Origin of the sequence: Pseudomonas sp. F9001 (assembly GCF_013385435.1) — a bacterium.
In the GTDB taxonomy this organism is placed as follows: Bacteria; Pseudomonadota; Gammaproteobacteria; order Pseudomonadales; family Pseudomonadaceae; genus Aquipseudomonas.
In genome coordinates this window covers 12,135-36,064 of record NZ_JACAPX010000049.1, presented here as the reverse complement: position 1 = coordinate 36,064, position 23,930 = coordinate 12,135, and the positions used below count along the sequence as shown (strand labels likewise).

Annotated in this window: 22 protein-coding genes; 6 read left to right on the top strand and 16 right to left on the bottom strand. The window is 62.7% G+C overall.

Annotated features, from left to right (window positions below):
* The 7 genes from HX818_RS29530 to HX818_RS29500 all read right to left on the bottom strand — a co-directional run.
* Positions 1-1,903 (bottom strand): DUF6531 domain-containing protein (locus HX818_RS29530; protein WP_256346367.1); only part of this gene is annotated, 1,903 nt, incomplete at its 3' end.
* 174 nt (positions 1,904-2,077) lie between these two features.
* Positions 2,078-2,839 (bottom strand): SDR family oxidoreductase, encoded by a 762-nt coding sequence (locus HX818_RS29525; RefSeq protein WP_177021257.1) that lies wholly within the window; start codon positions 2,837-2,839, stop codon positions 2,078-2,080.
* Positions 2,832-3,632, bottom strand: coding sequence for an SDR family NAD(P)-dependent oxidoreductase (locus HX818_RS29520; RefSeq protein ID WP_177021256.1), 801 nt, complete (start codon positions 3,630-3,632; stop codon positions 2,832-2,834). The genes HX818_RS29525 and HX818_RS29520 overlap by 8 nt, the downstream gene beginning before the upstream one ends.
* On the bottom strand, positions 3,625-4,446 hold the full coding sequence (locus HX818_RS29515) for a molybdenum cofactor biosynthesis F family protein (protein WP_177021255.1): 822 nt from the start codon (positions 4,444-4,446) through the stop codon (positions 3,625-3,627). Before HX818_RS29515 ends, HX818_RS29520 begins: the two co-directional genes overlap by 8 nt.
* 86 nt (positions 4,447-4,532) lie before the next feature.
* Positions 4,533-5,192, bottom strand: coding sequence for a LuxR C-terminal-related transcriptional regulator (locus HX818_RS29510; protein ID WP_087694951.1), 660 nt, complete (start codon positions 5,190-5,192; stop codon positions 4,533-4,535).
* 52 nt (positions 5,193-5,244) lie between these two features.
* Positions 5,245-5,610, bottom strand: coding sequence for a cupin domain-containing protein (locus tag HX818_RS29505; protein WP_003209872.1), 366 nt, complete (start codon positions 5,608-5,610; stop codon positions 5,245-5,247).
* A 145-nt stretch (positions 5,611-5,755) separates the two neighbouring features.
* Positions 5,756-7,054: an FAD-binding oxidoreductase gene (locus tag HX818_RS29500; RefSeq protein WP_177021254.1), complete on the bottom strand. Its 1,299-nt coding sequence runs from the start codon at positions 7,052-7,054 to the stop codon at positions 5,756-5,758.
* Positions 7,055-7,249: 195 nt separating this feature from the next.
* Here HX818_RS29500 and hpaR (HX818_RS29495) point away from each other — a divergent pair, with 195 nt between their 5' ends.
* On the top strand, positions 7,250-7,672 hold the full coding sequence (hpaR, locus tag HX818_RS29495) for a homoprotocatechuate degradation operon regulator HpaR (protein WP_003209875.1): 423 nt from the start codon (positions 7,250-7,252) through the stop codon (positions 7,670-7,672).
* Positions 7,673-7,804: 132 nt separating this feature from the next.
* On the opposite strand, the gene hpaI is transcribed toward hpaR (HX818_RS29495), so the two are convergent.
* The 8 genes from hpaI to HX818_RS29455 all read right to left on the bottom strand — a co-directional run bounded on the left by hpaI (position 7,805) and on the right by HX818_RS29455 (position 15,233).
* Complete coding sequence (gene hpaI / locus HX818_RS29490; RefSeq protein WP_177021253.1) at positions 7,805-8,605, bottom strand: 4-hydroxy-2-oxoheptanedioate aldolase; 801 nt, start codon at positions 8,603-8,605, stop codon at positions 7,805-7,807.
* 18 nt (positions 8,606-8,623) lie between these two features.
* A complete protein-coding gene (gene hpaH / locus HX818_RS29485) occupies positions 8,624-9,427 on the bottom strand; it encodes a 2-oxo-hept-4-ene-1,7-dioate hydratase (protein WP_177021252.1) in 804 nt (267 codons plus the stop codon).
* Positions 9,428-9,437: 10 nt separating this feature from the next.
* Positions 9,438-10,742: an MFS transporter gene (locus HX818_RS29480; RefSeq protein WP_177021251.1), complete on the bottom strand. Its 1,305-nt coding sequence runs from the start codon at positions 10,740-10,742 to the stop codon at positions 9,438-9,440.
* 51 nt (positions 10,743-10,793) lie between these two features.
* Positions 10,794-11,186: a 5-carboxymethyl-2-hydroxymuconate Delta-isomerase gene (locus tag HX818_RS29475; protein WP_177021250.1), complete on the bottom strand. Its 393-nt coding sequence runs from the start codon at positions 11,184-11,186 to the stop codon at positions 10,794-10,796.
* Between the two features lie 142 nt (positions 11,187-11,328).
* A complete protein-coding gene (gene hpaD / locus HX818_RS29470; protein ID WP_003209884.1) occupies positions 11,329-12,186 on the bottom strand; it encodes a 3,4-dihydroxyphenylacetate 2,3-dioxygenase in 858 nt (285 codons plus the stop codon).
* 148 nt (positions 12,187-12,334) lie between these two features.
* Positions 12,335-13,795, bottom strand: a complete 1,461-nt coding sequence (gene hpaE, locus HX818_RS29465) for a 5-carboxymethyl-2-hydroxymuconate semialdehyde dehydrogenase (protein WP_177021249.1) — start codon at positions 13,793-13,795, stop codon at positions 12,335-12,337.
* A gap of 5 nt (positions 13,796-13,800) precedes the next feature.
* A complete protein-coding gene (locus HX818_RS29460) occupies positions 13,801-14,571 on the bottom strand; it encodes a fumarylacetoacetate hydrolase family protein (protein WP_003209888.1) in 771 nt (256 codons plus the stop codon).
* Positions 14,568-15,233 carry a fumarylacetoacetate hydrolase family protein gene (locus HX818_RS29455; protein WP_008437186.1) on the bottom strand — a complete coding sequence of 222 codons (666 nt, stop codon included), beginning with the start codon at positions 15,231-15,233 and terminating at the stop codon, positions 14,568-14,570. Before HX818_RS29455 ends, HX818_RS29460 begins: the two co-directional genes overlap by 4 nt.
* A 143-nt stretch (positions 15,234-15,376) precedes the next feature.
* Here HX818_RS29455 and hpaA point away from each other — a divergent pair, with 143 nt between their 5' ends.
* Positions 15,377-16,279 (top strand): 4-hydroxyphenylacetate catabolism regulatory protein HpaA, encoded by a 903-nt coding sequence (gene hpaA / locus HX818_RS29450; protein ID WP_177021248.1) that lies wholly within the window; start codon positions 15,377-15,379, stop codon positions 16,277-16,279.
* Between the two features lie 11 nt (positions 16,280-16,290).
* Here hpaA and HX818_RS29445 read toward each other — a convergent pair whose 3' ends face one another.
* Positions 16,291-17,547, bottom strand: a complete 1,257-nt coding sequence (locus HX818_RS29445; RefSeq protein WP_177021247.1) for an OprD family porin — start codon at positions 17,545-17,547, stop codon at positions 16,291-16,293.
* A gap of 212 nt (positions 17,548-17,759) precedes the next feature.
* On the opposite strand from HX818_RS29445, the gene hpaR (HX818_RS29440) reads away from it, so the two are divergent.
* From hpaR (HX818_RS29440) to gspF, 4 genes are all read left to right on the top strand, one after another.
* Positions 17,760-18,182 (top strand): homoprotocatechuate degradation operon regulator HpaR, encoded by a 423-nt coding sequence (gene hpaR / locus HX818_RS29440; RefSeq protein ID WP_008437189.1) that lies wholly within the window; start codon positions 17,760-17,762, stop codon positions 18,180-18,182.
* A gap of 88 nt (positions 18,183-18,270) precedes the next feature.
* On the top strand, positions 18,271-20,661 hold the full coding sequence (locus tag HX818_RS29435) for a TonB-dependent receptor (protein ID WP_177021246.1): 2,391 nt from the start codon (positions 18,271-18,273) through the stop codon (positions 20,659-20,661).
* Between the two features lie 371 nt (positions 20,662-21,032).
* A complete protein-coding gene (gene gspE, locus HX818_RS29430; protein ID WP_177021258.1) occupies positions 21,033-22,727 on the top strand; it encodes a type II secretion system ATPase GspE in 1,695 nt (564 codons plus the stop codon).
* Positions 22,724-23,926, top strand: coding sequence for a type II secretion system inner membrane protein GspF (gene gspF, locus HX818_RS29425; protein WP_177021245.1), 1,203 nt, complete (start codon positions 22,724-22,726; stop codon positions 23,924-23,926). The genes gspE and gspF overlap by 4 nt, the downstream gene beginning before the upstream one ends.
* Positions 23,927-23,930: the final 4 nt, after the last annotated feature.

The window sequence follows — 23,930 nt, the reverse complement described above, 5'->3', positions numbered from 1 at the left end:
AGAAACTCGCCCCACCGGCCAGCTCGCGCTCCAGGATCACCTGCTGATCGTCGTACCGATAACGCTCGCTTTCGCCTACCGCGTTGGTCGCTTCAATCAATCGCCAAGCGTCGTCATACCTGTAGGAAACAACGTTATGTTCGGTAACCCAGCCCGGCTCCCGCTGCACCTGATAGTCGACGGCAACGATATGGCCGCGCTCATAACGCAGCAGCAATCCCTGGCCAACATGGTTATCGATCCGATGAATCCGCCCGGAATAATCGCGAGCAATGCGCAGTCGGTTGTCATAAGCATCGCTGATCGCCGTCAGCACACCGTCACGGAAGTGGTAGAAAAGCGACGCCTGAGCCAGCACCCATTCATCCGGCAAAGCACCCCGATAAATCGCCGCTTCCGCCAGGCTATTGGTGATCGCCGGCCGTGCAGCAGAGGGCAGGGGAAAGGTGGTGCTGCGGTTTTCGTGATCGGTCCACACCACCGATTCGCCGCTCACCACCAAGCGCTGCGCCAGCGCATGACTCCAGCCAAACCCCAACCCGCAATCCACTTCCACGGCACTGCTGCGATACAACCGCGTCCAGGCAAATGGCAGGACACCCTCCAACGAGCCGTCTGTGAGGGTCAGCAGTTCCTCACCAGTAACCATCGAAACCGGGCAGCCATTGGTACAGGTATTCGCCGAACAGACCGAAGCATCCCCATTGGGATTTTTCGCCGAAGCAGGCACATCATCCACAGGCTCCTGCTTCACCAGCGCCGTGCGTGCCGTCTTAGGTTCCCGCACCATCGGTGCCGGGTTGGAAATCTCGTCCACGCCAGCCTTCAATGGCACCGCCGCAGCCTTGACCGGTACTGCCTGACTCTGAAGCGATAACGGCTTAAGCACCTCCGCATGCCTATCCAACGGGGCCGTACCGCCCAACTTGGCAATCTGCTCCAACCACTCCCGTGCCCGCTCGGACCTGACCTTGCCCAGCACCTGCGCGCCCAGCCGTACCGCCACACCCATACCGCCGGTAGCCCACAGCAACAGCAGGTTGAGCAACACCTCGGTGGTGATTTCCCCGAGCAACTCAAGCATGTAGTGCGGCGGCAGCATGCGCATCCAACTGACCATTGCGGACAGGTAGATGAACAGCAGCGGCTCGTCGCTGAGAATCAACAATCCTTTGGCAATCGCCTCATGACTGAGCGTCAGGAGCGCTCCAAGCTCGGCTTGGGAGAGGTACTGCAGGAGCTTTTCGCTGTTGGGCTTGATGTCTGCCAACCACTGGTACAGCCGCGCAATACCGTCCCAGAGGCCGTAAAGCACGTTTTCAAAGCCCCGCGCATAAGCCAGTTGCAGCGAGGTGTAGCGCTCGCCATAACCCGCCTTGGCATAGCTCTCCCATATCGGCTTGAACGTGCTCGTCCACTGACCGCGCAAGTTGCCTTCCAGCGAGCTGATCTCGGACTGATAGGAGGCATACAGTGCCTTGATGTGATCCCTGGAAACGTTGGGGTAAAAGCTGACTCGATACTGCCGGTCGACGGTGCACTCGGTGACTTCGAGAATGCCGCTGGGGCCGATGGTCTTATGGATGGGATCGCCGAGGGGACCACCGTCTTGCGCGACTTCCTGCAGCATCACCGGCGTATTGCCGATGGGCACGAACCGTGTGCTCTGGAACATGTGCACCAGGGTCAACGACGCATTAGCCTTGCAGGTCGCGACGGTGCTGGCGGGATACAGGGAACGGGTGATGGGCGCGACCAGCGAAACCTCGTCGCCGACCTTGAACACCTGCTCGACATCCAGTGCCGAAAAGCTCCAGAAGCTCTCGGCCCACGCGTCGTAGGTGTTCAGGCAATGTGTGAAGTCGTTAAGAACCCCATCGACGTCGCGCGTCTTCGGGTCCATCGCCGCCACGACCAGAAAGCCTATGGCGGGATTCAAGAGGCAGCCCCATCGGGCAGGGCATTAATCGAAAAAAACATCGGCGTTCCCTCGCGCTGTGTGATCAGGCGAGGGACTTTGCAGAGGTTCTCAGGGCAGGGGAGTAGAGGTTATCCGGCAGTTCGGTAGGACGTTTCGTTAAACCTCCGGCAAGGTCGAGCCGCCATCCACCACCAGCGTCTGCCCAGTGATATAGCCCGCCAGGTCCGATGCCAGGAACAGCATTGCCCCGGCAATATCCGACGGTGCGCCCAGCCGTCCCAGCGGTACCCGGCTGGCGATCTGTGCATTTACCTGGTCATCCCCCAGGTTGCCCATGGCCGGGGTTGCGATCATGCCGGGCTCCACACCGTTGACTCGCACATTCAAACCGGCCATTTCCAGCGCCGCATTGCGAATGAACCCGTTGACCCCGGCCTTCGACGCCGCATAGTGACTCAACCCCGGAAACGCAACCCGCGGCCCCGTGACAGACGACGTAACCAGCACGCAGCCCCGACCCTGACGGCGGAACATCGGCAGCGCCGCCTGGGTCAGCCAGAACAACGCCGAGAGGTTGACCGCCAAGGTACGGCCGAGCATCGCCGGAGTGATCTCGGCAAAGGGCGTCAGCGGAAAATACCCGGCGTTATGCACCAGAATATCCAGCCGCCCCCAGTCGTGTTCCACCCCCGCAATCAGCTCGAAAACCGCAGCCGCATCCGCCAGATCCACCGTCACCGCTTCCACCTGGCAGCCGCGCCCGCACAGCTCCAGCGCGAGCGCCTCTGCCAGTTGCAGGTCGGCGATCATCACCCGCGCGCCCCGCAGGGCAAACGCTTCGACGATGGCCCGACCAATACCCTGGGCGCCACCCGTTACCAATACGTTGCGACCAGTGAAATCCAGGTCTTCATTCATGACGCTGCTCCATACGCGCATAGGCCAGCGTCGGCACATCGACGATGCTTGAGCCCCCGTCCGCCACCAGCGTCGCACCCGTAATGATCGACGCGTCACTGGATGCCAGGAAGCGGCACACCCTGGCGATTTCTTCAGCGCTGGCCGGCCGGCGCAACGGCACATCGGCGCACACCCGGTCATAGGCGTGCTGCAGCGTCTCGCCATGGAAATCCATCAACGGCTGCATTTCCTCATCCGCCATCGGCGTGCGCACCCAGCCGGGGCACACCGCGTTCACCCGCACCCCGCGCGGGCCGTAATCCCGGGCCAGCGAGCGATTGAGCCCGAGCAAGGCATGCTTGGCCGTGGTGTAGCCGCACACCTCGGGCCCGGCAGCCAGTGAGGCAATCGAACCCATCAGCACGATGTTCCCGCCACTTTCCAGCAGCAGCGGCAAGCACGCCCGCGCACTGTAGAAGGCGCTGTCGAGGTTGCTGCGCAGCGCCGCTTCCCAGGTCTGCGGGCTGGTGTCGGTGGCGCTGCCCACGCCATGGCCGCCCGCACAGGCCAGCAGCACGTCGATCCGGCCGAAGCGCTGACGAATCTGCGCAATAAAACCCTCCCAGGTCTGCGGGCAGGCCGCATCACCCACCAACACCAACCCCCCGGTTTCCCGCGCGACCTGCTCCAGCGGCTCGCAACGACGGCCGATCAGTACCAACTGCGCACCCTCGGCGGCGTACAGCCGGGCGCACGCAGCACCGATGCCCGTGCCGGCCCCGGTGATCACGATCGTGCGCGGCTCAGTCATCAGGATGCTCCGTGCGATTGAGCACCTGGCAGTAGGAACTGATGGGAAAGTTCGATAGCTCATCGAAGGAGGCGTCGGCATAGCCGAAGATCTTGCCGTCGCTGCGGTGTTGCTGCAGGTCGATCAGCACCAGGCCGAGGGTGGGGATGATTTTTTCGCGCCAGACGAACAGGTAGAGCTGGTCGGCGATCTTGTAGTAATCGCAGCGGTCGGTGTCGCACAGGCCTTGCTCGACACCCTTGAGGCATTGCCAGGCGTAGAACTGGTGGTTGAGGTAGATGTGCTCGTAGACCTCGCTCGGGCTGTAGCGATACTGGTTGCGCAGGCCGATCAGGTCGGTGGTTGGTGCGTGGGGGCATTGGCCTGGCTGCCACGGGCGGTCGAGGCTGCCGTGGAGAAACTCCACTTCCACCGAGGTCAGCGGCTTGCCGGCAAGGGCGAGGCTGTAGAGGCCTTCGCGGGTTTGTTCCTGGGTGGGCATGCGCCCGAGCACAGCGGTGAACGAAGCGCTGGCGGTGTCGAGCACCAGGCTGACCGACCAGGCCTGCGTGCCTTCGCGCTTGATGAAATCCACCAGGTACAGGCCGGGGCGCACCGAGGTCGCGCGGTAGGTTGCGCTGCCGCTGGAGTGACCGTCGGCCGCGACCCAGGACAGGCTGTCGCGCTCGAACCGGTGCTCGATCTGCCAGCCATTGGCGAAGTGCAGCGTGAAGGCCTTGCCGCTCAGGTCGGCCAGGTTCGGCAGGATAAATGCCTCTGGGGCGAAGCCGTCGGCCAGGGCGCCCACGGTGATCCAGTCAGAAGGGGGGGTCATTTGCGATGCTCCGGTTGGGTGGGTGAACACCACGAATCATCGCGCCCGGGAGCAGGCCCTGGTATCAACCGAATGGTTGAGGCGAACTACAGGAACAGGCTGCCCACCAGCTCCGTGCGACTGCTGACGCCGGTCTTGCGAAACAGGTTGATCAGGTGGGTCTTGATGGTGGGCAGGCCGACGTCCAGCTCCTGGGCCAGCTGTTTATTGCTGGCGCCCTGGCGCAACAGCAGGGCGATCTGGCGCTCCTTGGGTGTGAGACCGGCCAATGCATCTTCAGTGGGCTGCATGTTGGCCACCGCCAGTTGCAGCAAGGTTTGCAGGGCGTTCAGTTGGGCCAGTTGCTCGCCGGTGAAAGCGCCCTGGTCGGCGGTGCGCAACAGCGAAATCGCCGCCTGGGGCTGGCCGGCGCGCTGGGCGAAAATCTCCACCACATCGACCACGCCATAGCGCCGCAGAAAATCCCCATAGCGCCGGGTATCCCGCGCCGGCTGGCGGGCCATGGCAACGTCCAGCGTTACCACCGCCAGGCCACTGGACAGGCAGTTGCGCGGTTGCAACGGGTCGAATTGGCGGTAGTTGTCGAGGTAGTCGCGGTGCATTTCGCCGCTCATGCCGTGCAACTGGAAATCCCGGGCTTGCAGCTGGCGGTCGACGCAATAGAACGCGGCCTGGCTGACCGGAATCAAGCGGGTGAAAGCCTGCAGGCACTGGCCGGCGACTTCGTGGGCGGGGAGAGCGTGCATGGGTGGGCACCTGCGCCAAAAGGCTGCCGACGGGTGCCGGCAGCCGGGGCTATCACACCACGGCGAAGTAGTGTTTGACGAAACTTTCGCTGACCACTTCCCACAGCACCGGGGTGCCCTTGGTCACGAACCAGCTGTCACCGGCCTTGTAGCGGGTGCTCTGGCCGGTGGATTCGTCGGTGAGCACCACTTCGCCGGTGACCACGGTGGCCTGTTCGGCAAACGGGTAGACCATGCGGAACTTGCCCTGGGTGGTGCCGAAATAGGCGCTGCTGACCGGGTCGGTGGGGGCACCGAAGGTCATTTTGCCGAAGGCCCGGACTTCGCCTTCGAGGATGGTGGAACCGAGGTCGGCGACGGTGCCCCAGGCGTCGAGTTCGGATAGCTGGATGTCTTTCTTGAGGGTAACGAGGGTCATGGCAGTTGCTCCTGATGAGAAAAAATTAGTGACCAACTGTAGGAGCGAGCTTGCTCGCGAAGGTCGTCAACGATGACGTTGGCGTCCTGGATTAACGCGGCGCCCTTGGGTTTTTCGCGAGCAAGCTCGCTCCTACAGGTGTTTGTCAGCGGCGGCCGTTCCAGTAACCGGAGAGCTGGTGCCAGGATTTGCCGGCGGTAAGCAGCAGCGGGCGGATCGCGTCCTTGCCGATGATGGTCGGGCGATGGATCGAGCTGACCAGGTCATACCGCGCCGAGCCTTCGCTCATGCCTTCGGCCAGCACCTTGCAGATGATGTGGCTTGGGGTCACGCCGAAGCCCGAATAGCCCTGCACGTAGAACGCGTTGCTGCGCCCGGGCAAGGTGCCGACCTGCGGGAACAGGTTCGGGCTGCAGGCCATCGGGCCGCCCCAGGCCAGGTCGATCTTCACGTCCTTGAGGTACGGGAAAATCTTCAGCATCAGGTTGCGGTTCCAGGCTTTCAAATCGCCGGGAATGTGCTCCACCAAAGGCGTGGCGGCGCCGAACAGCAGGCGGTTTTCGTTGGTGACGCGGTAGTAGTCGATCACCGGGCGAATGTCGCTGTAGGCCCCGCGAATCGGGCTGATACGGTTGATCAGCTCTTCTGGCAACGGCTCGGTCATCATCTGGAACGCGTAGGTGTTGATGGTCGAGCGGTGCAGTTCCGGCTCCAGCTTGTTGAGGAAACTGTCGCAGGCCCACAGCAGCTTGCTGGCCTTGACCGAACCGCGGCCGGTGCGCACGGTGATGCGCTCGCCATAACTGACTTCCAGCGCCGGGCTGTTCTCGAAAATCCGCACGCCGTGGCCGGCCAGGGCCTTGGCTTCGCCCAGCAGCAGGTTCAACGAGTGCACATGCCCGCCGCCCATGTGCAGCAGGGCGCTGCTGTAGGCGTCGGAGCCGATGATCTGCTTGACGTCGGAGCCGCCAAGAAAGCGGATCTCGTGTTGGGTGTTGATGGATTTGAAGTCTTTCTCCCAGGCGCGCAGGGTCTTTTCCTGGCGGGCGTTGAAGCCCATGTAGCCATAGCCGTGGCAGAAGTCGGCATCGATGTCGTACTTGGCGATGCGGTTCTTGATGATGTCGGCGCCCAGGTCGCTGATCTCGAAGATCTGGCGCAGGCCGTCTTCACCCACGTCCTTCTTGATCTTTTCCAGGTCGTGGCCGATGCCGGCCATGATCTGCCCACCGTTGCGCCCGGTACCGCCAAAACCCAGGTAACGCGCTTCCAGCACGACGATGTTGGTGATGCCTTTTTCGGCGAGCTCCAGGGCGGTGTTGATCCCGGAAAAGCCGCCACCGATGATCACCACGTCGGCTTCCACGTCCTGCTCCAGGGTGGGGAAGCTGAGGTTGTATTTCTTGGTCGCCGTGTAATAGGTCGGCGTTTCGATATTGATCATTGCGCTGCCTGACAGTGAAGAGCTAATGAGTGTATTAAGGCCGTTGGCGCGCTGGATGTCTTGATTCTGTGTGCCGCCGGTTTTGATCCTGCGCGCCAGAGCCTTCGCCGGCTTCACAAGTTATAGCGTGAGGTGGGGAGGAGAGTGTTAGAGTTTCGTTAAAACATTAACTAAATCTATCGTGACCCTGAGCCTATGTTGAAACCCAGACAATCCCTGACCCTGACCTTGCTTCAGGCCCGTGAAGCGGCCATGAGTTTTTTCCGGCCCTCGCTGAATGAGCATGGGCTGACCGAGCAGCAATGGCGGGTTATTCGAATTCTCAGCCAGCATGATGAGCTGGAGATTTACCAACTGGCGGAACTGGCGTGCATTCTCAAGCCGAGCATGACCGGCGTGCTGGTGCGCATGGAGGCGGCGGGGATGGTGCACCGGCGCAAGGCCGAGCAGGATCAGCGGCGGGTGCTGGTGACGCTGGCGGAGAAGGGCAAGGCCAGTTTCGAGTCGATGAGCCAGTGCATGGAGGAGAATTATCAGCGGTTGCAGGAGCAGTTCGGGGAGGAGAAGTTGCAGGTGTTGCTGGGGTTGCTGGATGAGTTGAAGACTATCAAGCGCTGACACACCGCCGATCCAAATGTGGGAGCTGGCTTGCTCGCGAATGCGGTGGGTCAGCCAACAAACCTGGCACTGATACACCGCTTTCGCGAGCAAGCCCGCTCCCACATTTTGGATCTTTGTGGTTTCAGAGCGTCAGTACACGCCGCCGGTAGTGGCTGGTGCCGCAGTGTCTTTGAATTTCGCCGCCAACCCCTGCAACCCGCGCATCAACACGGTCGTATCCACCCCCACCGCCACAAACGCCGCCCCCAACTCGATATACCGCCGCGCCAGTTTCTCATCCGCACTCAAGATCCCCGCCGCCTTGCCGGCTTTTTGAATCCGTACGATGGCGTCCTCAATCGCCGCCTGCACCTCGGGGTGCCCGGGATTCCCCCGATGCCCCATGGCCGCACTCAAGTCCGCCGGCCCGATAAACACCCCATCCACGCCATCAACCGCCGCAATCGCGTCCAGGTTGTCCAGGCCTTCACGGTTCTCGATCTGCACCAGCAGGCACATCTGTGCATCGGCCTCATCCAGGTAACCGGGAATCCTGTTCCAGCGCGACGCCCGCGCCAGCGCGCTGCCCACGCCCCGTACACCACCCGGTGGATAACGCATCGCCCGCACCAGCTGCCGTGCCTGGTCAGCCGTCTCCACCATCGGCACCAACAGCGTCTGCACGCCGATATCCAGAGCCTGCTTGATCAACGCCGTATCGCCGATCACCGGGCGAATCACCGGTTGGCTGTCATAAGGCGCGACAGCCTGCAGTTGGCCGAGCATGCCGCGCAGGTCATTGGGTGCGTGCTCGCCGTCGATCAGTAGCCAGTCGAACCCGGCATTCGCGGCCAGTTCGGCGCAATAAGCGTCGGCCAAACCGAGCCACAGGCCGATCTGGGTTTCGCCACGTTGCAGGCGCTGCTTGAAGCGGTTGATGGGCATGTCCATGAAACGGTCCTCCAGTATTCAGACAAAGCGGCAGGAGATGGAACCGAGCATGTCGTAGTCGACATGGAAGGTATCGCCTGGATTCGCCGCTACCGGGCGGGTAAACGAGCCGCCGAGGATGATCTGGCCGGGTTGCAAGGTGACGTCGTACGGCGCCAGTTTGTTCGCCAGCCACGCCACGCCCTTGGCCGGGTGGTTGAGCACGGCAGCCGACACCCCGGACTCCTCGATCACCCCGTTGCGGTACAGCACAGCGGGCACCTTGCGCAGGTCGATCTCGGTGGGGCGTACGGCGCGGCCGCCCATCACCACGCCGGCGTTGGCGGCGTTGTCGGAAATGGTGTCGAACACCTTGCGGGTGGCGTTGGTGTGCGGGTCGATCTGCTGGATGCGGGCGTCGATGATTTCCAGCGCCGGGATCACCCATTCAGTGGCATCGAGCACATCGAAAATCGTGCAGTTCGGGCCCTTCAGCGGCTTGCCGAGGATGAACGCCAGTTCCACTTCGACCCTTGGCACGATGAAGCGCTCGAAAGGGATGTCGGTGCCTTCGTCGAAGAACATGTCATCGAGCAGGGCGCCGTAATCCGGCTCGGTGATGTTCGACGACACCTGCATCGCCCGCGACGTCAGGCCGATCTTGTGTCCGACCAGCTTGCGCCCGTCCTTGATTTTCCGGGCCACCCAGGCGCGCTGGATGGCGTAGGCGTCTTCAATCGTGATGTTCGGATGCTCCATGGAAAACTGGCGCACCTGTTCACGGGAGCGCTCGGCCTGGTCGAGGCGGGCGGCGGCTTGCTGAATAAGGGCTTGATCAAGCATGACAAAATCTCTACTGGGGATTGACGATGGCCGCATGGGTGCGCAGCACCAGCAGGCCGCCGAGGGCGATAAGCAGCGCCAGCACGTACAGGGCCAGGCTCGCGCTTTGGGTGGTGTCGCGCATCCAGCCGATCAGGTAGGGCGCGAGGAACGAAGCGATGCTGCCGAACGAGCTGATCAGCGCGATGCCGGCCGCCTGGGTGCTGTTGGACAGGAACGCCGGCGGCAATTGCCAGAACATCGGCAGCGCAGCGCTGGCGCCCATGCCGGCGAGGATCAGGCCGCCCAGCACCAGGGTCGGGTTGGTGGGCGAGAGCCCGGCCACCGCAATACCGATGGCCGACATCAGCAACGGCACGCACAGGTGCCAGCGGCGTTCGCGGTTGCGGTCGGACGAGCGCCCGCAGCCGATCATGAAGAAGCACCCGGCCAGATACGGTACGGCGCTCAGCAAGCCGACCTGGCTGTCGCGGCCGATGCCGGCGCCGTGGATCAGGGTGGGCATCCAGAACGCCAGGGTGTTCACCGCCAGCATCACCGCGAAGTACACCGCCACCAGCAGCCACACCTGCGGGTCACGCAGGATGCCGCCGAAGGAGGTGATGGATTTGCGCTGTTCTTCAGTGCTCAGTTGCTCGCGCAGTTGTTGCTTTTGCGCGGGCTCCAGCCACTTCACGGTTTCGAAGCTGTCGGGCAGGTATTTCAGGACGACCAGGCCGAGCAGCACCACCGGGGCGCCTTCGATCAGGAACATCCACTGCCAGCCCCGCAGCCCGCCGAAATCATGGAAGTTCTCCAGGATCGCACCGGACAACGGGCCACCAATCACACCGGCCATGGGCACGGCAATCGCAAACAGCGCGGTGACTTGCGCCCGGCGGCGGGCCGGGTACCAGCGGTTGAGGAACACCAGGATCCCCGGGAAGAAGCCGGCTTCGGCCACCCCCAGCAGAAAGCGCAGCACGTAGAAGCCCGTGGAGCTTTCGATCCACAGCATGCTGGTGGAGAGCACGCCCCACACCACCATCAGGCAGGCGATCCAGCGCCGTGGGCCGACCCGGTCCAGGGCCATGTTGCTGGGTACGCCGAACAGCGCGTAGGCGATGAAAAACAGGCCGGCACCGAGGCCATACACCGTGTCGCTGAAGTGCAGGTCGGTGCTCATCTGCATCTTGGCGAAGCCGATGTTGATGCGGTCCAGGTGGGCAAACAGGTAGCAGATCAGCAGCAACGGCATCAGTCGCCAGGTGACGATGCTGTGGGTGCGCTGATGGTCGATCAGGGTGGTGGTGTCGGCGGTATTGGCTGTGCTCATGATGTTGTTCTTTTTTGTTTGAGTGGCCATGGGCGGAAAGGTGGGCTGTGCTCAGCCCGCCTGGTTCTTCAGGAATGCGTGCACGTTGTTCTGCTTGAAATTCAGCTCGGGGTGCAGCTCGATCATCTCGAACGACAACGCCAGCAGCCGCTGGGATTGCAGCTCGGCGAAGTGCTCGGTGATGACCTTGAACAGGGCTTCGGCCACCGCCTTGCGGGTTTCCAGGTCGCGCCCGTGGCCGACCTTGAGGGTCATGTGGACAAAGGCGAAGTCATGCTTGCCGTCGGCCATGCGCCAGGTGTCCAGGCGCACTCCGCGACTGCGGATGCCCCCCAGGGGAAACACGCCGCTGTCCCCCAGCACGGCGTGAACCTGCTCGAACAGGGCCGGCAGGTTGGCCTGCTGCTCGATGTTGTCGGTGTATTCGGCGATGAAGTGCGGCATGTGTATCTCCTCTTGGGGTGAGGTGCAGCGAATTCCTTGTAGGAGCTGGCTTGCCTGCGATGGCATCAACTCGGTGCGACAGATACACCGAGGCGCCTGCATCGCAGGCAAGCCAGCGCCTACAGGTGATCTTCACCAAGGCTCATAAAGGGAAAATGGCATTGATCTGCCCGGTGCCCGAACTGCCGAACGGCTGGGTGATGATCTCGGCCGGCTGGTTGTAGTCCGGCCCGCCCAGCAGTCCCAGGAGCATCGCGGTGTCGTGCATCTTGCCTTCGCCGAAGCAGTGCTCGGCGTAGTCCGGCAGCATTGCGCAGAACTCCTTGAAGCGGCCTTGCTTCCACATCTCCACCACGTGCAGGTCCATCTGTTTGTCGAATTCACGGGTCCAGTTGTGGATGTTGGCTTCGGCTTCGCGGTCGTCCGAGAAACGGTGGGAGAGGGAGCCCGAGGCCAGCACCAGGACTTTGCGGTCGCTTTTCTCGATCGCCCGGCGCACGGCGGCGCCGAACGCGAAGCTGTCTTCCAGGCGGTGCCAGGCGCACCACGCGGCAATCGAGATCACGTCGAACTTCTGCGCGTCCGGCACGCCCATGTGCATGTAGCGCATCGGCACCAGGGTGCCGTATTCCAGCTCCAGGCTCGGGATGTTGTGGGCCATGGTGCGCACGCCGGCCAGGTTGGCCTCGGCGGCGATCAACTCGCCCAGCTCGGGGCAGCCCGGGTACTCGTACTCCATGTTCTTGATGAAGTGCGGCAGCTCGTTGCTGGTGTAGGTGCCCTTGAAATGCTCGCCGCAGTTGACGTGATAGCCGCTGTTGACCAGCCAGTGCACGTCGAACACCACCGCGGTGTCGGCCCCCAGTTCACGGGCGCGCCGCCCGATTTCCTTGTGCCCGGCGATGGCTGCTTCGCGGCAACCGTGGTGCTTGCCGGGCAGTTCCGACAGGTACATCGAGGGAACGTGGCAGATCTTTGCTGCCAGAACCACTTCGCCCATGATCATTCTCCTGAGTATTTATTCTTTTGTAGGAGCGAGCTTGCTCGCGAAAAACGTCAACGATAACGCAGCACTTCTGTTAGCCCGCGGCGCCTGCGGGTTCTTCGCGAGCAAGCTCGCTCCTACAGGTAGCGTTGTTATATCCGGGTTACACACCCCAGCGCGGGATGTGATGACTGCCCATGGAAATGCACACGTTCTTGATCTCGGCAAACACTTCGAAGCTGTACTGGCCGCCTTCACGGCCGGTGCCGGAACCTTTTACCCCACCAAACGGCTGGCGCAAGTCCCGCACGTTCTGGCTGTTGATGAACACCATGCCGGCTTCGATGCCGTAGGCCAGACGATGCGCCTTGCCGATGTCCTGGGTCCAGATGTAGGACGCCAGGCCGTACTCGGTATCGTTGGCCAGTTGCAGTGCTTCGGCTTCGTCCTTGAACGGGATCAGGCACACCACCGGGCCAAAGATTTCTTCCTGGGCAATGCGCATACTGTTGTTTACGTCGGCAAATACTGTCGGCTGGATAAACTGCCCGCGGCTCAAGTGCGCCGGCAGGTTGGCCGGGCGTTCCAGGCCGCCGGCCAGCAGGGTGGCGCCTTCTTCGAGGCCAATCCTGATGTAGCCGGTGACCTTGTCGTAGTGGGCCTGGGTGATCATCGAGCCGACCTGGGTCTTCGGGTCCTGCGGGTCGCCGACGATCAGGCGCTTGGCGCGGGCGGCAAATTCGGCGACGAACTGCGGGTACACGCTCTCCTGAATGAAGATCCGGCTGCCAGCGGTGCAGCGCTCACCGTTGAGCGAGAAGATGGTGAACAGTGCCGCGTCGAGGGCGCGGTCCAGGTCGGCGTCTTCAAAGATCAGCACCGGCGACTTGCCGCCCAGTTCCATGGAGTACTTTTTCAGCCCGGCGGTCTGCATGATTTTCTTGCCGGTGGCGGTACCGCCGGTGAAGGAAATCGCCCGCACGTCCGGGTGGCGCACTAGCGCATCACCGGCGGTGGCGCCGTAGCCCTGGATCACGTTCAGCACGCCTTTGGGGATCCCGGCTTCGACCGCCAGGCGCCCCAGTTCATTGGCCGTCAGCGGCGAGAGCTCGGACATCTTCAGCACCGCGGTATTGCCCAGCGCCAGGCACGGCGCAGTCTTCCAGGTGGCGGTCATGAACGGCACGTTCCATGGCGACACCAACGCACACACACCCACCGGCTGGTAAAGGGTGTAGTTGAGCATCTGGTCGTCTACCGGGTAGCTGTGGCCGTCCATGCGGGTGCAGACTTCGGCGAAGAAATCGAAGTTGTGGGACGCCCGGGGAATCAGCACGTTCCTGGTCTGGTGGATCGGCAGGCCGGTGTCGAGGGTTTCCAGCTCGGCCAGGTGCGGCACGTTCTGTTCGATCAGCTCACCGAGCTTGCGCATCAAGCGGGCACGTTCCTTGGCCGGTGTGCCTGCCCACTTCGGAAAGGCTTCCTTGGCTGCTGCAACGGCCTGCGCCACTTCCTCGGCACCGCCGCTGGCCACTTCACCGATGGCTTCGCCGGTGGCCGGGTTGTAGTTGATGAAGGTGTCTTTGCTCTCGACCTCACGGCCGTTGATCCAGTGTTTGATCATATTGCTCAAGCCTCTTTACGGGCGGCGAAAAAGTCCGCCTCGCTGACAATTCGATTGACCAGGCGGCCTACGCCTTCCACTTCCACGACCACTTCATCCCCCGGCACCACATCCGCCAGGCCTTCCGGGGTGCCGGTGGCGATCATGTCGCCGGGCTGCAGGGTCATGAAGCTGGACAGGTACTCGATCAAATACGGGATGTCGAAAATCATGTCTTTCGTACTGCCTTCCTGGCGCAGTTCACCGTTGATCCAGGTGCGCAGCTTCAGGTTGCTCGGGTCCGGCACGTCGGCGACATCCACGATCCATGGGCCCACGGGCGTGGTGGCGTCGCGGTTTTTCACCCGCAGGTTGGGGCGGTAGTAGTTTTCCAGGTAGTCGCGGATCGCGTAGTCGTTGCACACCGTGTAGCCGGCCAGATACTCCAGGGCGTTCTCGCGCTTGACGTTGCGCGCCGGCTTGCCGATGACCGCCACCAGTTCGCACTCGTAGTGCATGTAGGCGACGTTATCCGGCCGCCAGGTCACCTGGTTATGGCCGGTGTAGGTGCCGGGAGACTTGATGAACGCCAGCGGTTCGGTCGGTGGCTTGAAGGCCAGTTCGGCGGCGTGGTCGGCGTAGTTCAGGCCGAGGGCAAACATGCTGCCGGTGGCCGGTGGCAGCCATTCGACCTGGTCTTCAGCCAGCAGGCGACCGTCGGCCAGGCGCACGGCGTTTTCAGCTTCTACCAGCACCTGGTGGGCTTCACCTTCAAAGCGAATACGGGCGTGTTTCATGACAGCTCCTCTGCCTTGATGTGGTTGACCAGGCGGCCCAGGCCGCTGATCTCGACTTCAACCGTGTCGCCGGGTTGCACATCCACCCGGCCTTCGGGGGTGCCGGTGATCAGCACATCGCCTTCGTGCAGGGTCATGAACTCGCTGATCTCGGCGATCAACTGCGGCAGGCTGCGCACGAAGTTGGCGGTGGAGTTTTGCTGGCGCAGTTCACCGTTGACGAACAGCTTCACGCTCAATTGATGCGGATTGGCGACCTGGTCGCGGGCCACCAGTTCCGGGCCCAATGCGCAGAAACCGTCCCGGCACTTGGCTTTCACCGCCGGGCGGTAGTAGCTGTCTTCCGGCAGGCTGAACTCATTGACGATGGTGTAGCCCGCCACATGCTCCAGGGCATTTTCGACACTGACCCGGCTGGCGCTCTTGCCAATCACCACCCCGAGTGCCGGGCCCGGTTGCAGGCGTTCACCCTGTGGGTGCAGCACCACGCCGTCGTGGCCGTTGCGGGTATTGGGCGTCTTGATGAACAGCACCGGCTTCACCGGTGGTTTCTGGTAAGGCGCTTGTTCGAATTCGGCGAGACGTTGGTTCAGCAACCCCTGGTAGTTCAGCGCAACGCCGAACAGGGTGCCGTTCGCAACATCATGCAGGGCACGGCTCATGCTTTTCTCCTGGCAGTGGCGGGGCAGATTCGGACCTGCACCGTGGGAAATTCGTTAACGTGTTAACGTTATAATTAAGATGTTAACTATCGTCAAGCGTGGCAATATTTCAGGGCAGTCAAAACAACAAAGAGAATGCAGTGATGAGCGATCGTCAGCCGATCCCCAACATCAACATCGGGCAGGTCTACGACCAGCGTTACAGCGATGCCGAGGTGCACTACGACCGGCTCGGCAACCTGGCGGGATTTTTTGGCCGCAACATGCCGGTGCATCGCCATGACCGGTTTTTCCAGGTGCATTACGTCAAGACCGGCGCGGTGCGGGTCTACCTGGACGACCAGCAGTACCTCGAATCCGGGCCGATGTTTTTCCTCACGCCGCCGACGGTGGCGCATTCCTTCGTCACCGAAGCCGACGCCGACGGCCATGTGCTGACCGTGCGCCAGCAACTGGTGTGGGCCTTGATTGACGCCGACCCCAGCCTGGCCCCCGGCGCACAATTGCCGGCGGCCTGCGTGGCGTTGGCGCGGCTGGCACCGGAGTTTCAGCCCGAGGAGCGCCGCCTGGAATTCCTGTTTGATGAGCTGTGCAGCGAGATCAACGCCCAGGCCAGCGGACGCGGTTCGGCCCTGGACAGCCTGACGCGGCTGATCATGATCAGCCTGCTCAGGCTCTGCGCCAACTCCCTGGAAGCCCGCCCTGCACGTCACGAAGACCTGCGGATTTTTCACCGCTTCAACGAACTGATCGAAGACCACTACCTGCAACACTGGCCGCTGTCGCGCTACGCCGACGGTATCGGCGTCACTGAAGCGCGGCTCAACGAGGTGTGCCGACGCATCGCCGATCTGCCGTCCAAGCGCCTGATTCTGGAGCGGCTGATGCAGGAGGCCCGGCGCCTGCTGCTGTTCACCGGCAGCTCGGCGAATGAAATCTGCTACCAGCTGGGGTTCAAGGACCCGGCGTATTTCAGCCGGTTCTTCCAGCGCTACGCGCAGATGACGCCGGGGGAATACCGCCAGCGTCAATCGGGGTTGCGCTGAGGTGGCCAGCGTTACCACAGGGCTACGGTGTAGCCGATGATCACCCGGCTTTCGTCGATGTCGCTGGTCAGGCCGTTGCTTGAGCGCAGGGTCGCATTGCGCAGGCGCACGTTGACGTTCTTCAGCGGGCCGCTCTGCACGGTGTAGACCAGGTCGGTGTCGCGCTCCCATTCGCGGCCGTTGCGCACCGTGGCGGTTTGCGCATGGCTGCCGTCGACGTAGCGGGTCATGAAGGTCAGGCCCGGCAGGCCGAGGGCGGCGAAGTTGTAGTCGTAGCGCGCCTGCCAGGCATCGGTGTTGGCCTTGGTGAAGATATTGATGGTCACCAGGTTGACCGAATACGGATCTTGCCCCGGGAAGGCAAAGTCGCCGTCACCGGAAAGGTTCTGGAAGCCCAGGCCGAATTTGTGTGCGCCCACCGACAAACTGAACATGCCGTTGAAAAAGCGGTTGTCGATCCGCCCGCCGTCGACCCGCGAAGCGCTGCGCAGCAGGGCGCTGCCTTGCTCGCGGGTGTCGAAGTAGCGCAGGTCGGTGCGCAGGTTCACGCCTTGGGCCAGCGGCAGGTCATGCACCAGGCCGATGAAATTCTGGCGGTAGATGTCCTGCATCTGCGCGTAGTAATAGGTCGCGGCCAGGTGCGGGTTGATCGCGTAGGTGCCGCCGGCAAGGTCCAGGTGGCTGCTGTTGACGCCGCCGTAGCTCATGGACTCGTTGTTGGAGGAGTCCCGCAGGTTCTGCTTTTCCAGGCGGCCGACGTTCAACGTCAGGCCGTCGATGTCCTGGGAGGTCACCAGTTCACCGTTGTAGGTCGACGGCAGCAGGCGGGTGTCGTTGTAGGCGGCCACCGGCAACAGCGGTTGCAGGGTGCCGAGCTTGAGCACGGTTTTCGACACGCGCAATTTGGCGGTCAGGCCGAGTTCGCTGTAGCTGTCGGCTGGCTCGCCGCTTGCGCCAGACGGCAACAGCCCGGTGCCCCGGCGGTCGCGGCTGGAGTCGAGCTTCAGGCCCATTTCGCCCAGGGCGTCCACGCCAAACCCGACCACGCCTTCGGTGTAGCCCGACTCCAGGCGCAGCACAAAACCTTGCGCCCATTCGTCTGCCTTGTTCTGCGGCGCGTTGGCCTGGCGAAAGTCGCGGTTCATGTAGAAATTGCGCAGGTCCAGGCTGGCCTTGCTGTCCTGGATGAAGTCGGCGTGGGCGACCAGAGGGCTAAACGCGGCGCACAGGCCAGCGCTTGCCGCCGTGCGAAAGAGGCACGAATGCATGAGGGGCGTTCCTTTTGTTGTTTTTGTTGGTAGAGCCCGCCACCAGGGCAGGGGCGGGCATATTGTTAACATGTTATCTTTAAGCTGAATAGCTGGATTAACAGGTTTTTATGAATTCGTTTCGAAATTAACGACTTGCTGCGTGCGTCGGGTTGCGCACGCGGGACACCGACTCTAAGCTTCGTCGCTTCGACCTCTATTGCGCGTGAACCATGCCCACCCCCAGACCGTCCCTTACGCTCACCTTGCTCCAGGCCCGCGAAGCGACCATGGCGTTCTTCCGGCCGTTGCTCAATGAACATGACCTGACCGAACAGCAATGGCGGGTGATCCGCATCCTGCGCCAGCAAGGCGAACTCGAAAGCCACCAACTGGCGCACCTCGCCTGCATCCTCAAGCCGAGCATGACCGGCGTACTGGGGCGGCTGGAGCGTGACGGCATCGTGCGCCGGCGCAAATCCGCCGAAGACCAGCGCCGGGTGTTCGTCGCCCTGACCGAACAGGGCCAGCAGTGTTTCGTCGACATGAGCGCCGGGATGGAAAGCAATTACCTGAAGATCCAGGAGCAGTTCGGCGAGGAATCCCTGGAGCAATTGATGGAGCTGCTCCAGAAGCTCAAAGGCATCAAACCGTAATAATCAAAAAATAGTGGCTGAAGCCTGTCCCTTTTTTTCACGTGACTGGTCATTCCAGGTAAGTGAACAAAATCGAGAGCTTCTTCCAATGCCCGCAATACGCCCGTTGCTGAACCTCAGCCTCATGCTGAGCCTGAGTGCCAGCCCGTTGTTCGTTCCCATCAGCTATGCCGAAGACGGTGCGTCCCGGCGCAGCTACCAGGTGCCGGCCGGCAGCCTGAGCGCCGCGCTGACCCGTTTCGCCGGGCTGGCCGGGGTCAACCTCTCGGTGGACCCGGCGCTGGTCAGCGGCCGCAACAGCAGCGGGTTGTCCGGCGAATACGGCGTCGAAGAAGGTTTCGCGCGCCTGCTCCAGGGCTCCGGCCTGCAACTGCAGCCCATGGGCGAGCAGGCCTATAGGCTGACCCCGGTTCCCGAAGGCGGCAGCCTGCAACTGGCGCCCACCTCGATTCTCGGCACCACCGGCGATGCCGGCAGCGAGTCCTTTGCTGGTGGCCAGGTGGCGCGCCGTGGCTCCCAGGGCCTGCTGGGCTCGAAGGACTTCATGGATACCCCGTTCAGCATGACCACCTACACCAGCGCGGCGGTCAAGAACCAACAGGCGCGTACCCTTGGCGACCTGATTGCCAGCGACCCCTCGGTGCGCGCCACCAACCCGGCCGGCGGGCGCTATGAGCAATTCACCATTCGCGGCTTCAGCCTGTTCAACAGTGATGTCGCCTACAACGGCCTCTATGGCGTATTGCCGACCTACACCATCGACATGGAAATGGCCGAGCGCGTCGACATCATCAAAGGCCCCAGCCAGTTGATCAACGGCATCTCGCCACGGGGCAGCGTGGGCGGCGGGATCAACGTGGTGCCCAAGCGTGCCACCGACACACCCATCACCTCGCTCACCGGCAGTTGGGCCTCCGACAGCCAGGCGGGCGGAGCCGTGGATATCGGCCGGCGTTTTGGTGAAGACAACCAGTTCGGCCTGCGTTTCAACGGCGTGAAACAGTCCGGCGACACCGCCTGGGATCACCAGAGTGTCGACCGCGAAATGGCCGTGTTGGGCCTGGATTTTCGCGGTGAACGCCTGCGACTCTCCACCGACATCGGCCGCACCGAGCGCGACACCGACGCCCCCCAGGAACGCGTGCAAGTCGGGCCCAACGCCAGGGTGCCGAGTGCCAACGACGTACGCCACAACTACGCGCAGCCCTGGAGCAAGGCAAGCACCAACGACACCTTCGGCACGGTCAACGGCGAGTTTGATCTCAGCGACAACCTAATGCTCTACGGCGGCGTCGGTGCGCGCAAAAGCAACCATGACTTCCTGCGCCATGCAGTGTCGGTGGCCAACAACGCCGGTGATTTCAGCGTGCAGCCCCGCGACTTCACCCGCGATGAAAACGTGCGCACCGCCACGGCGGGCGTGCGCAACTGGTTCCATACCGGCCCGGTGAGCCATGAGGTCAACCTGGCGGCCAGCTACTTCTACATGGACTTCGAAAACGGCGGCGCGCGATATGCGCAGGGTTCGAGCAATATCTACAACCCTGTGGAAACCCCGGCGCCTGGCCGGCCAACGCGATTTGACTCGAAGGTCTACACCGAAAACCGTTTCAGCGGTGTGGCGTTGTCCGACACCCTGGGTTTTTTCGACGACCGGTTGCTGCTGACCCTCGGTGCGCGCTGGCAGCGGGTCAAGGTCGACGACTGGACCGATGACGTCAAAGGCGACACCGCCTACGACGAGGAAAAAATTTCACCGTCCGGCGGCATCCTGTTCAAGGCCACCGACAAGCTCTCGTTGTACGCCAACTACATGGAAGGCTTGAGCCAGGGCAAGGTCGCGCCGTCGGCGTCGGTCAACGATGACGAAATCTTCCCACCGTTCATCAGCCGTCAGGTCGAAGTCGGCGCCAAGTACGACGCCGGTGCGTTCGCGGTGACGGCCGCTGTATTCAGGATCAAGCAGCCGGCCTACGAGACCAACGCCACCACGCTGGTCTTCGGCCCCAATGGCAAGCGCCAGAACGATGGCGTGGAACTCAGCGTGTTCGGCGAGCCGCTCAAGGGTTTCCGCCTGCTGGGCGGGGTGATGTACATCGACAGCGAACTGACCCACACCACCAACGGCACCTACGACGGCAACCGCGCGCCGGCCACGCCCAAGTACAACGTCAACCTGGGCGCGGAGTGGGACGTGCCGACTGTTGAAGGCCTGACCCTGACCAGCCGCGGGATCTATTCCAGCTCGCAGTACCTGGACCAGTCCAACGTCAAGGAAATCGACGCCTGGACGCGGCTTGATGTCGGCGCACGCTACGCCTTCAAGGTCGACGACAAGCACATCACCCTGCGGGCCAATGTCGAGAACGTGGCCAACCGGCGCTACTGGAGTTCGGCCGGTGCCTCGGATGACAGCGAGCCGGGGTTGACCTTGTCGACGCCGCGCACGTATTTGCTGTCGGCGACCGTCGACTTCTAGCTGCAATCGCGCCACAGGGAAGTGGCACTCTTGTGCAGTTCAAAATTAAACGACGAGAAGTTCAATGATTAGTGCTGTTGCAGCGGGCTGGCTATTTGCAATCGTGAACTAAGCATCAATATGTTAGTCGATGTGTTTAACAAGATTTTATGAATTGTGGCGAACTAATGGCCTTGGTCAGTAGTTCTAAAAGGCCATGATTTGCCACGGCTGTCCTGCACATCGCTTGTGTGCAGGGTCTTGATCTTGTTCAAGGCGCCGCTGGGACTAGTTGTTGTTTCTGCACCCTTGGAAACAGCCTCTTCAACTAGTTGTTCAGAATGGTGCAGATGTCTCAACCGATACCGTCAATGCCCATCGATGCATGCCGAATGCAGATTCCGGATGCCGAACAAGTGTGCGCGTGGCTGATGCGAAAAGCCGGTCTGAAAACCGTCGACCTGGAACGTGCTCGACGGTTATCCCAGGAATCCGACGACCCCGAACTGCTCGGCCTGCTGACGCGCCTGGGGCTGGTTTCCGAAGTGGAACTGGCGCGGGCCTGGGCCGATTTGCTCGGCGCGCCGTTGCTGCTGGCGGACGCCGCACCGCCCGTGCTCGACCCGCTGCCGGCGCTGACCGAACGCTTCATGCGCCATTACCAAGTGGTGCCGGTGGGCTGGAGCCACGGTGGTGTGCGGGTGTTGGCGGCCAACCCGGCGCTGCTGTATCCGTTCCAGGCCCTGGCGTATGCGTGCGGCGTGCCGGTGTGGCTGGCGGTCGGGCCGCGCAACGAAGTCGAAACCCTGATCGAGCGTTACTACGGCCAGGGCCGTTCCGCCATGGGCACCCTGATCGAAAACCTCGACGAACAAGGCGGCGCCCTGGAGGACATCGAACACCTCAAGGACATGGCCTCCGAAGCCCCGGTGATTCGCCTGGTCAACCTGATCCTGCAAAGGGCCGTGGAGCACCGCGCCTCGGACATCCATATCGAACCCTTTGAAAACCAGCTCAAGGTGCGCTACCGCATCGACGGTGTGCTGCATGAAGCGGAAGCGCCGCCGGCGAGTTCCTCGGCGGCGGTGGTTTCCCGGGTCAAGATCATGGCGCGCCTCGACATCGCCGAGCGCCGCCTGCCGCAGGACGGCCGGATCATGTTGCGCATCCAGGGCAAGGAGCTGGATTTGCGGGTATCCACGGTGCCCACCAGTTTTGGCGAGTCGGTGGTGATGCGCCTGCTGGACCGCCAGACCGTGCAGTTCGATTTCCAGAGCCTGGGCTTTGATGGCCAGCGCCTGGAAACCTTTCTTGAAGTGCTCGAGCGGCCCCACGGCATCCTGCTGGTCACCGGGCCCACCGGCTCGGGTAAAACCACCACGCTCTATACCGCGCTTTCGCGGCTCAATACCGCCGAGCGCAAGATCATCACCGTCGAAGATCCGGTGGAATACCAACTGGAAGGCATCAACCAGATCCAGGTCAAGCCGGCCATTGGGCTGGATTTCGCCGGGGCGCTGCGCTCCATCGTGCGCCAGGACCCGGACGTGATCATGATCGGTGAAATCCGCGACCTCGAAACCTGCCGCATCGCCATCCAGTCCTCCCTGACCGGCCACCTGGTGCTCTCGACCCTGCACACCAACAGTGCCGCAGCGAGTATCACGCGCCTGCTGGACATGGGGGTGGAGAGCTACCTGATCGCCTCGACCGTCAATGGCATCCTCGCGCAGCGCCTGGTGCGCCGCCTCGACCCGGCGACCCGTGAGGCGTTTGAAGCACCGCCGGAGTTGATCGAGGAACACGGCCTCGACCGCTTCACCGAGCAGCGCCCGATCCTGCTTTACCGGCCTCGCGCCAACGCCGCCGGCGGCGGTTACCACGGCCGCAGTGCAATCACCGAATTGCTGGTGATGAATGACGAACTGCGCAGCTTGTTGATGCGCCAGGCCGACGCCGCGACCCTCGAACAGGCCGCCCGCCGTGGTGGCTTGCGCACCCTGCATGAAGAAGGCCTGCGCCAGGCGGTGGCTGGTGTCACGTCCCTTGAAGAAGTGTTGCGCGTCACCCGTGGAGAGGGCGCGTGAGCCTGTTCAAATACCGTGCCCTGGACAGCCAGGGCGTCGCGCAGAACGGCACCCTCGAAGCGAAGGACAAGGCCGCCGCCGTCGCTGCGCTGCACAAACGTGGCCTGCTGCTGTTGCACATCGATGCCGCCGGTGCCCAAGGGCTGCGCAATGCCTTCGGGCGCGGCCAGTTGAATGGCGCGGCGCTGGTCAGTTTTACCCAGCAACTGGCCACCCTGCTGGGCGCGGGCCAACCGTTGGAACGCTCGCTGGGCATCCTGCTCAAGCAGCCCGGCCAGCCGCAGACCCGAGCGCTGATCGAACGTATCCGCGAGCACGTCAAGGCCGGCAAGCCATTGTCGGCAGCGCTGGAAGAGGAGGGCAGCCAGTTTTCGCCGCTGTACCTGAGCATGGTGCGTGCCGGTGAGGCGGGCGGTGCGCTGGAGAACACCCTGCGCCAACTCAGTGACTACCTGGAACGCAGCCAGTTATTGAGAGGCGAGGTGATCAACGCGCTGATCTATCCCGCCTTCCTGGTGGTGGGCGTGCTCGGTTCCCTGGCGCTGTTGCTGGCTTACGTGGTGCCGCAGTTCGTGCCGATCTTCAAGGATCTGGGCGTGCCGATTCCGTTGATCACCGAAGTGATCCTGGGCCTTGGGCAGTTCCTCGGCGCCTATGGCCTGGCGGTTTTTGCCGGGTTGATCGTGACGGTCTGGGCCCTGGCGGCACGCCTGCGCAACCCACGACACCGCGAGCAGTACGACCGGCGCGTGCTGGGTATCCGCGTTATCGGCCCGCTGTTGCAGCGGGTCGAAGCCGCACGCCTGGCACGCACCCTCGGCACCTTGCTGAGCAACGGCGTGGCGCAGCTGCAAGCGCTGGTGATCGCCCGCCAGGTCTGCACCAACCGTGCCTTGCAGGCACAAGTGGCCCAGGCCGCCGAGTCGGTGAAAGGCGGCGGCACCCTGGCCAGTGCATTTGGCAGCCAACCGCTGCTGCCGGACCTGGCCCTGCAAATGATTGAAGTCGGCGAACAGGCCGGTGAACTGGACAGCATGCTGCTCAAGGTCGCCGACGTGTTCGACGTCGAAGCCAAGCGCGGCATCGACCGTCTGCTCGCCGCCCTGGTGCCGTCCCTGACCGTGGTCATGGCGGTGCTGGTGGCGGTGATCATGCTCGCGATCATGCTGCCGCTGATGAGCCTGACCAGCAATATATGAAGAC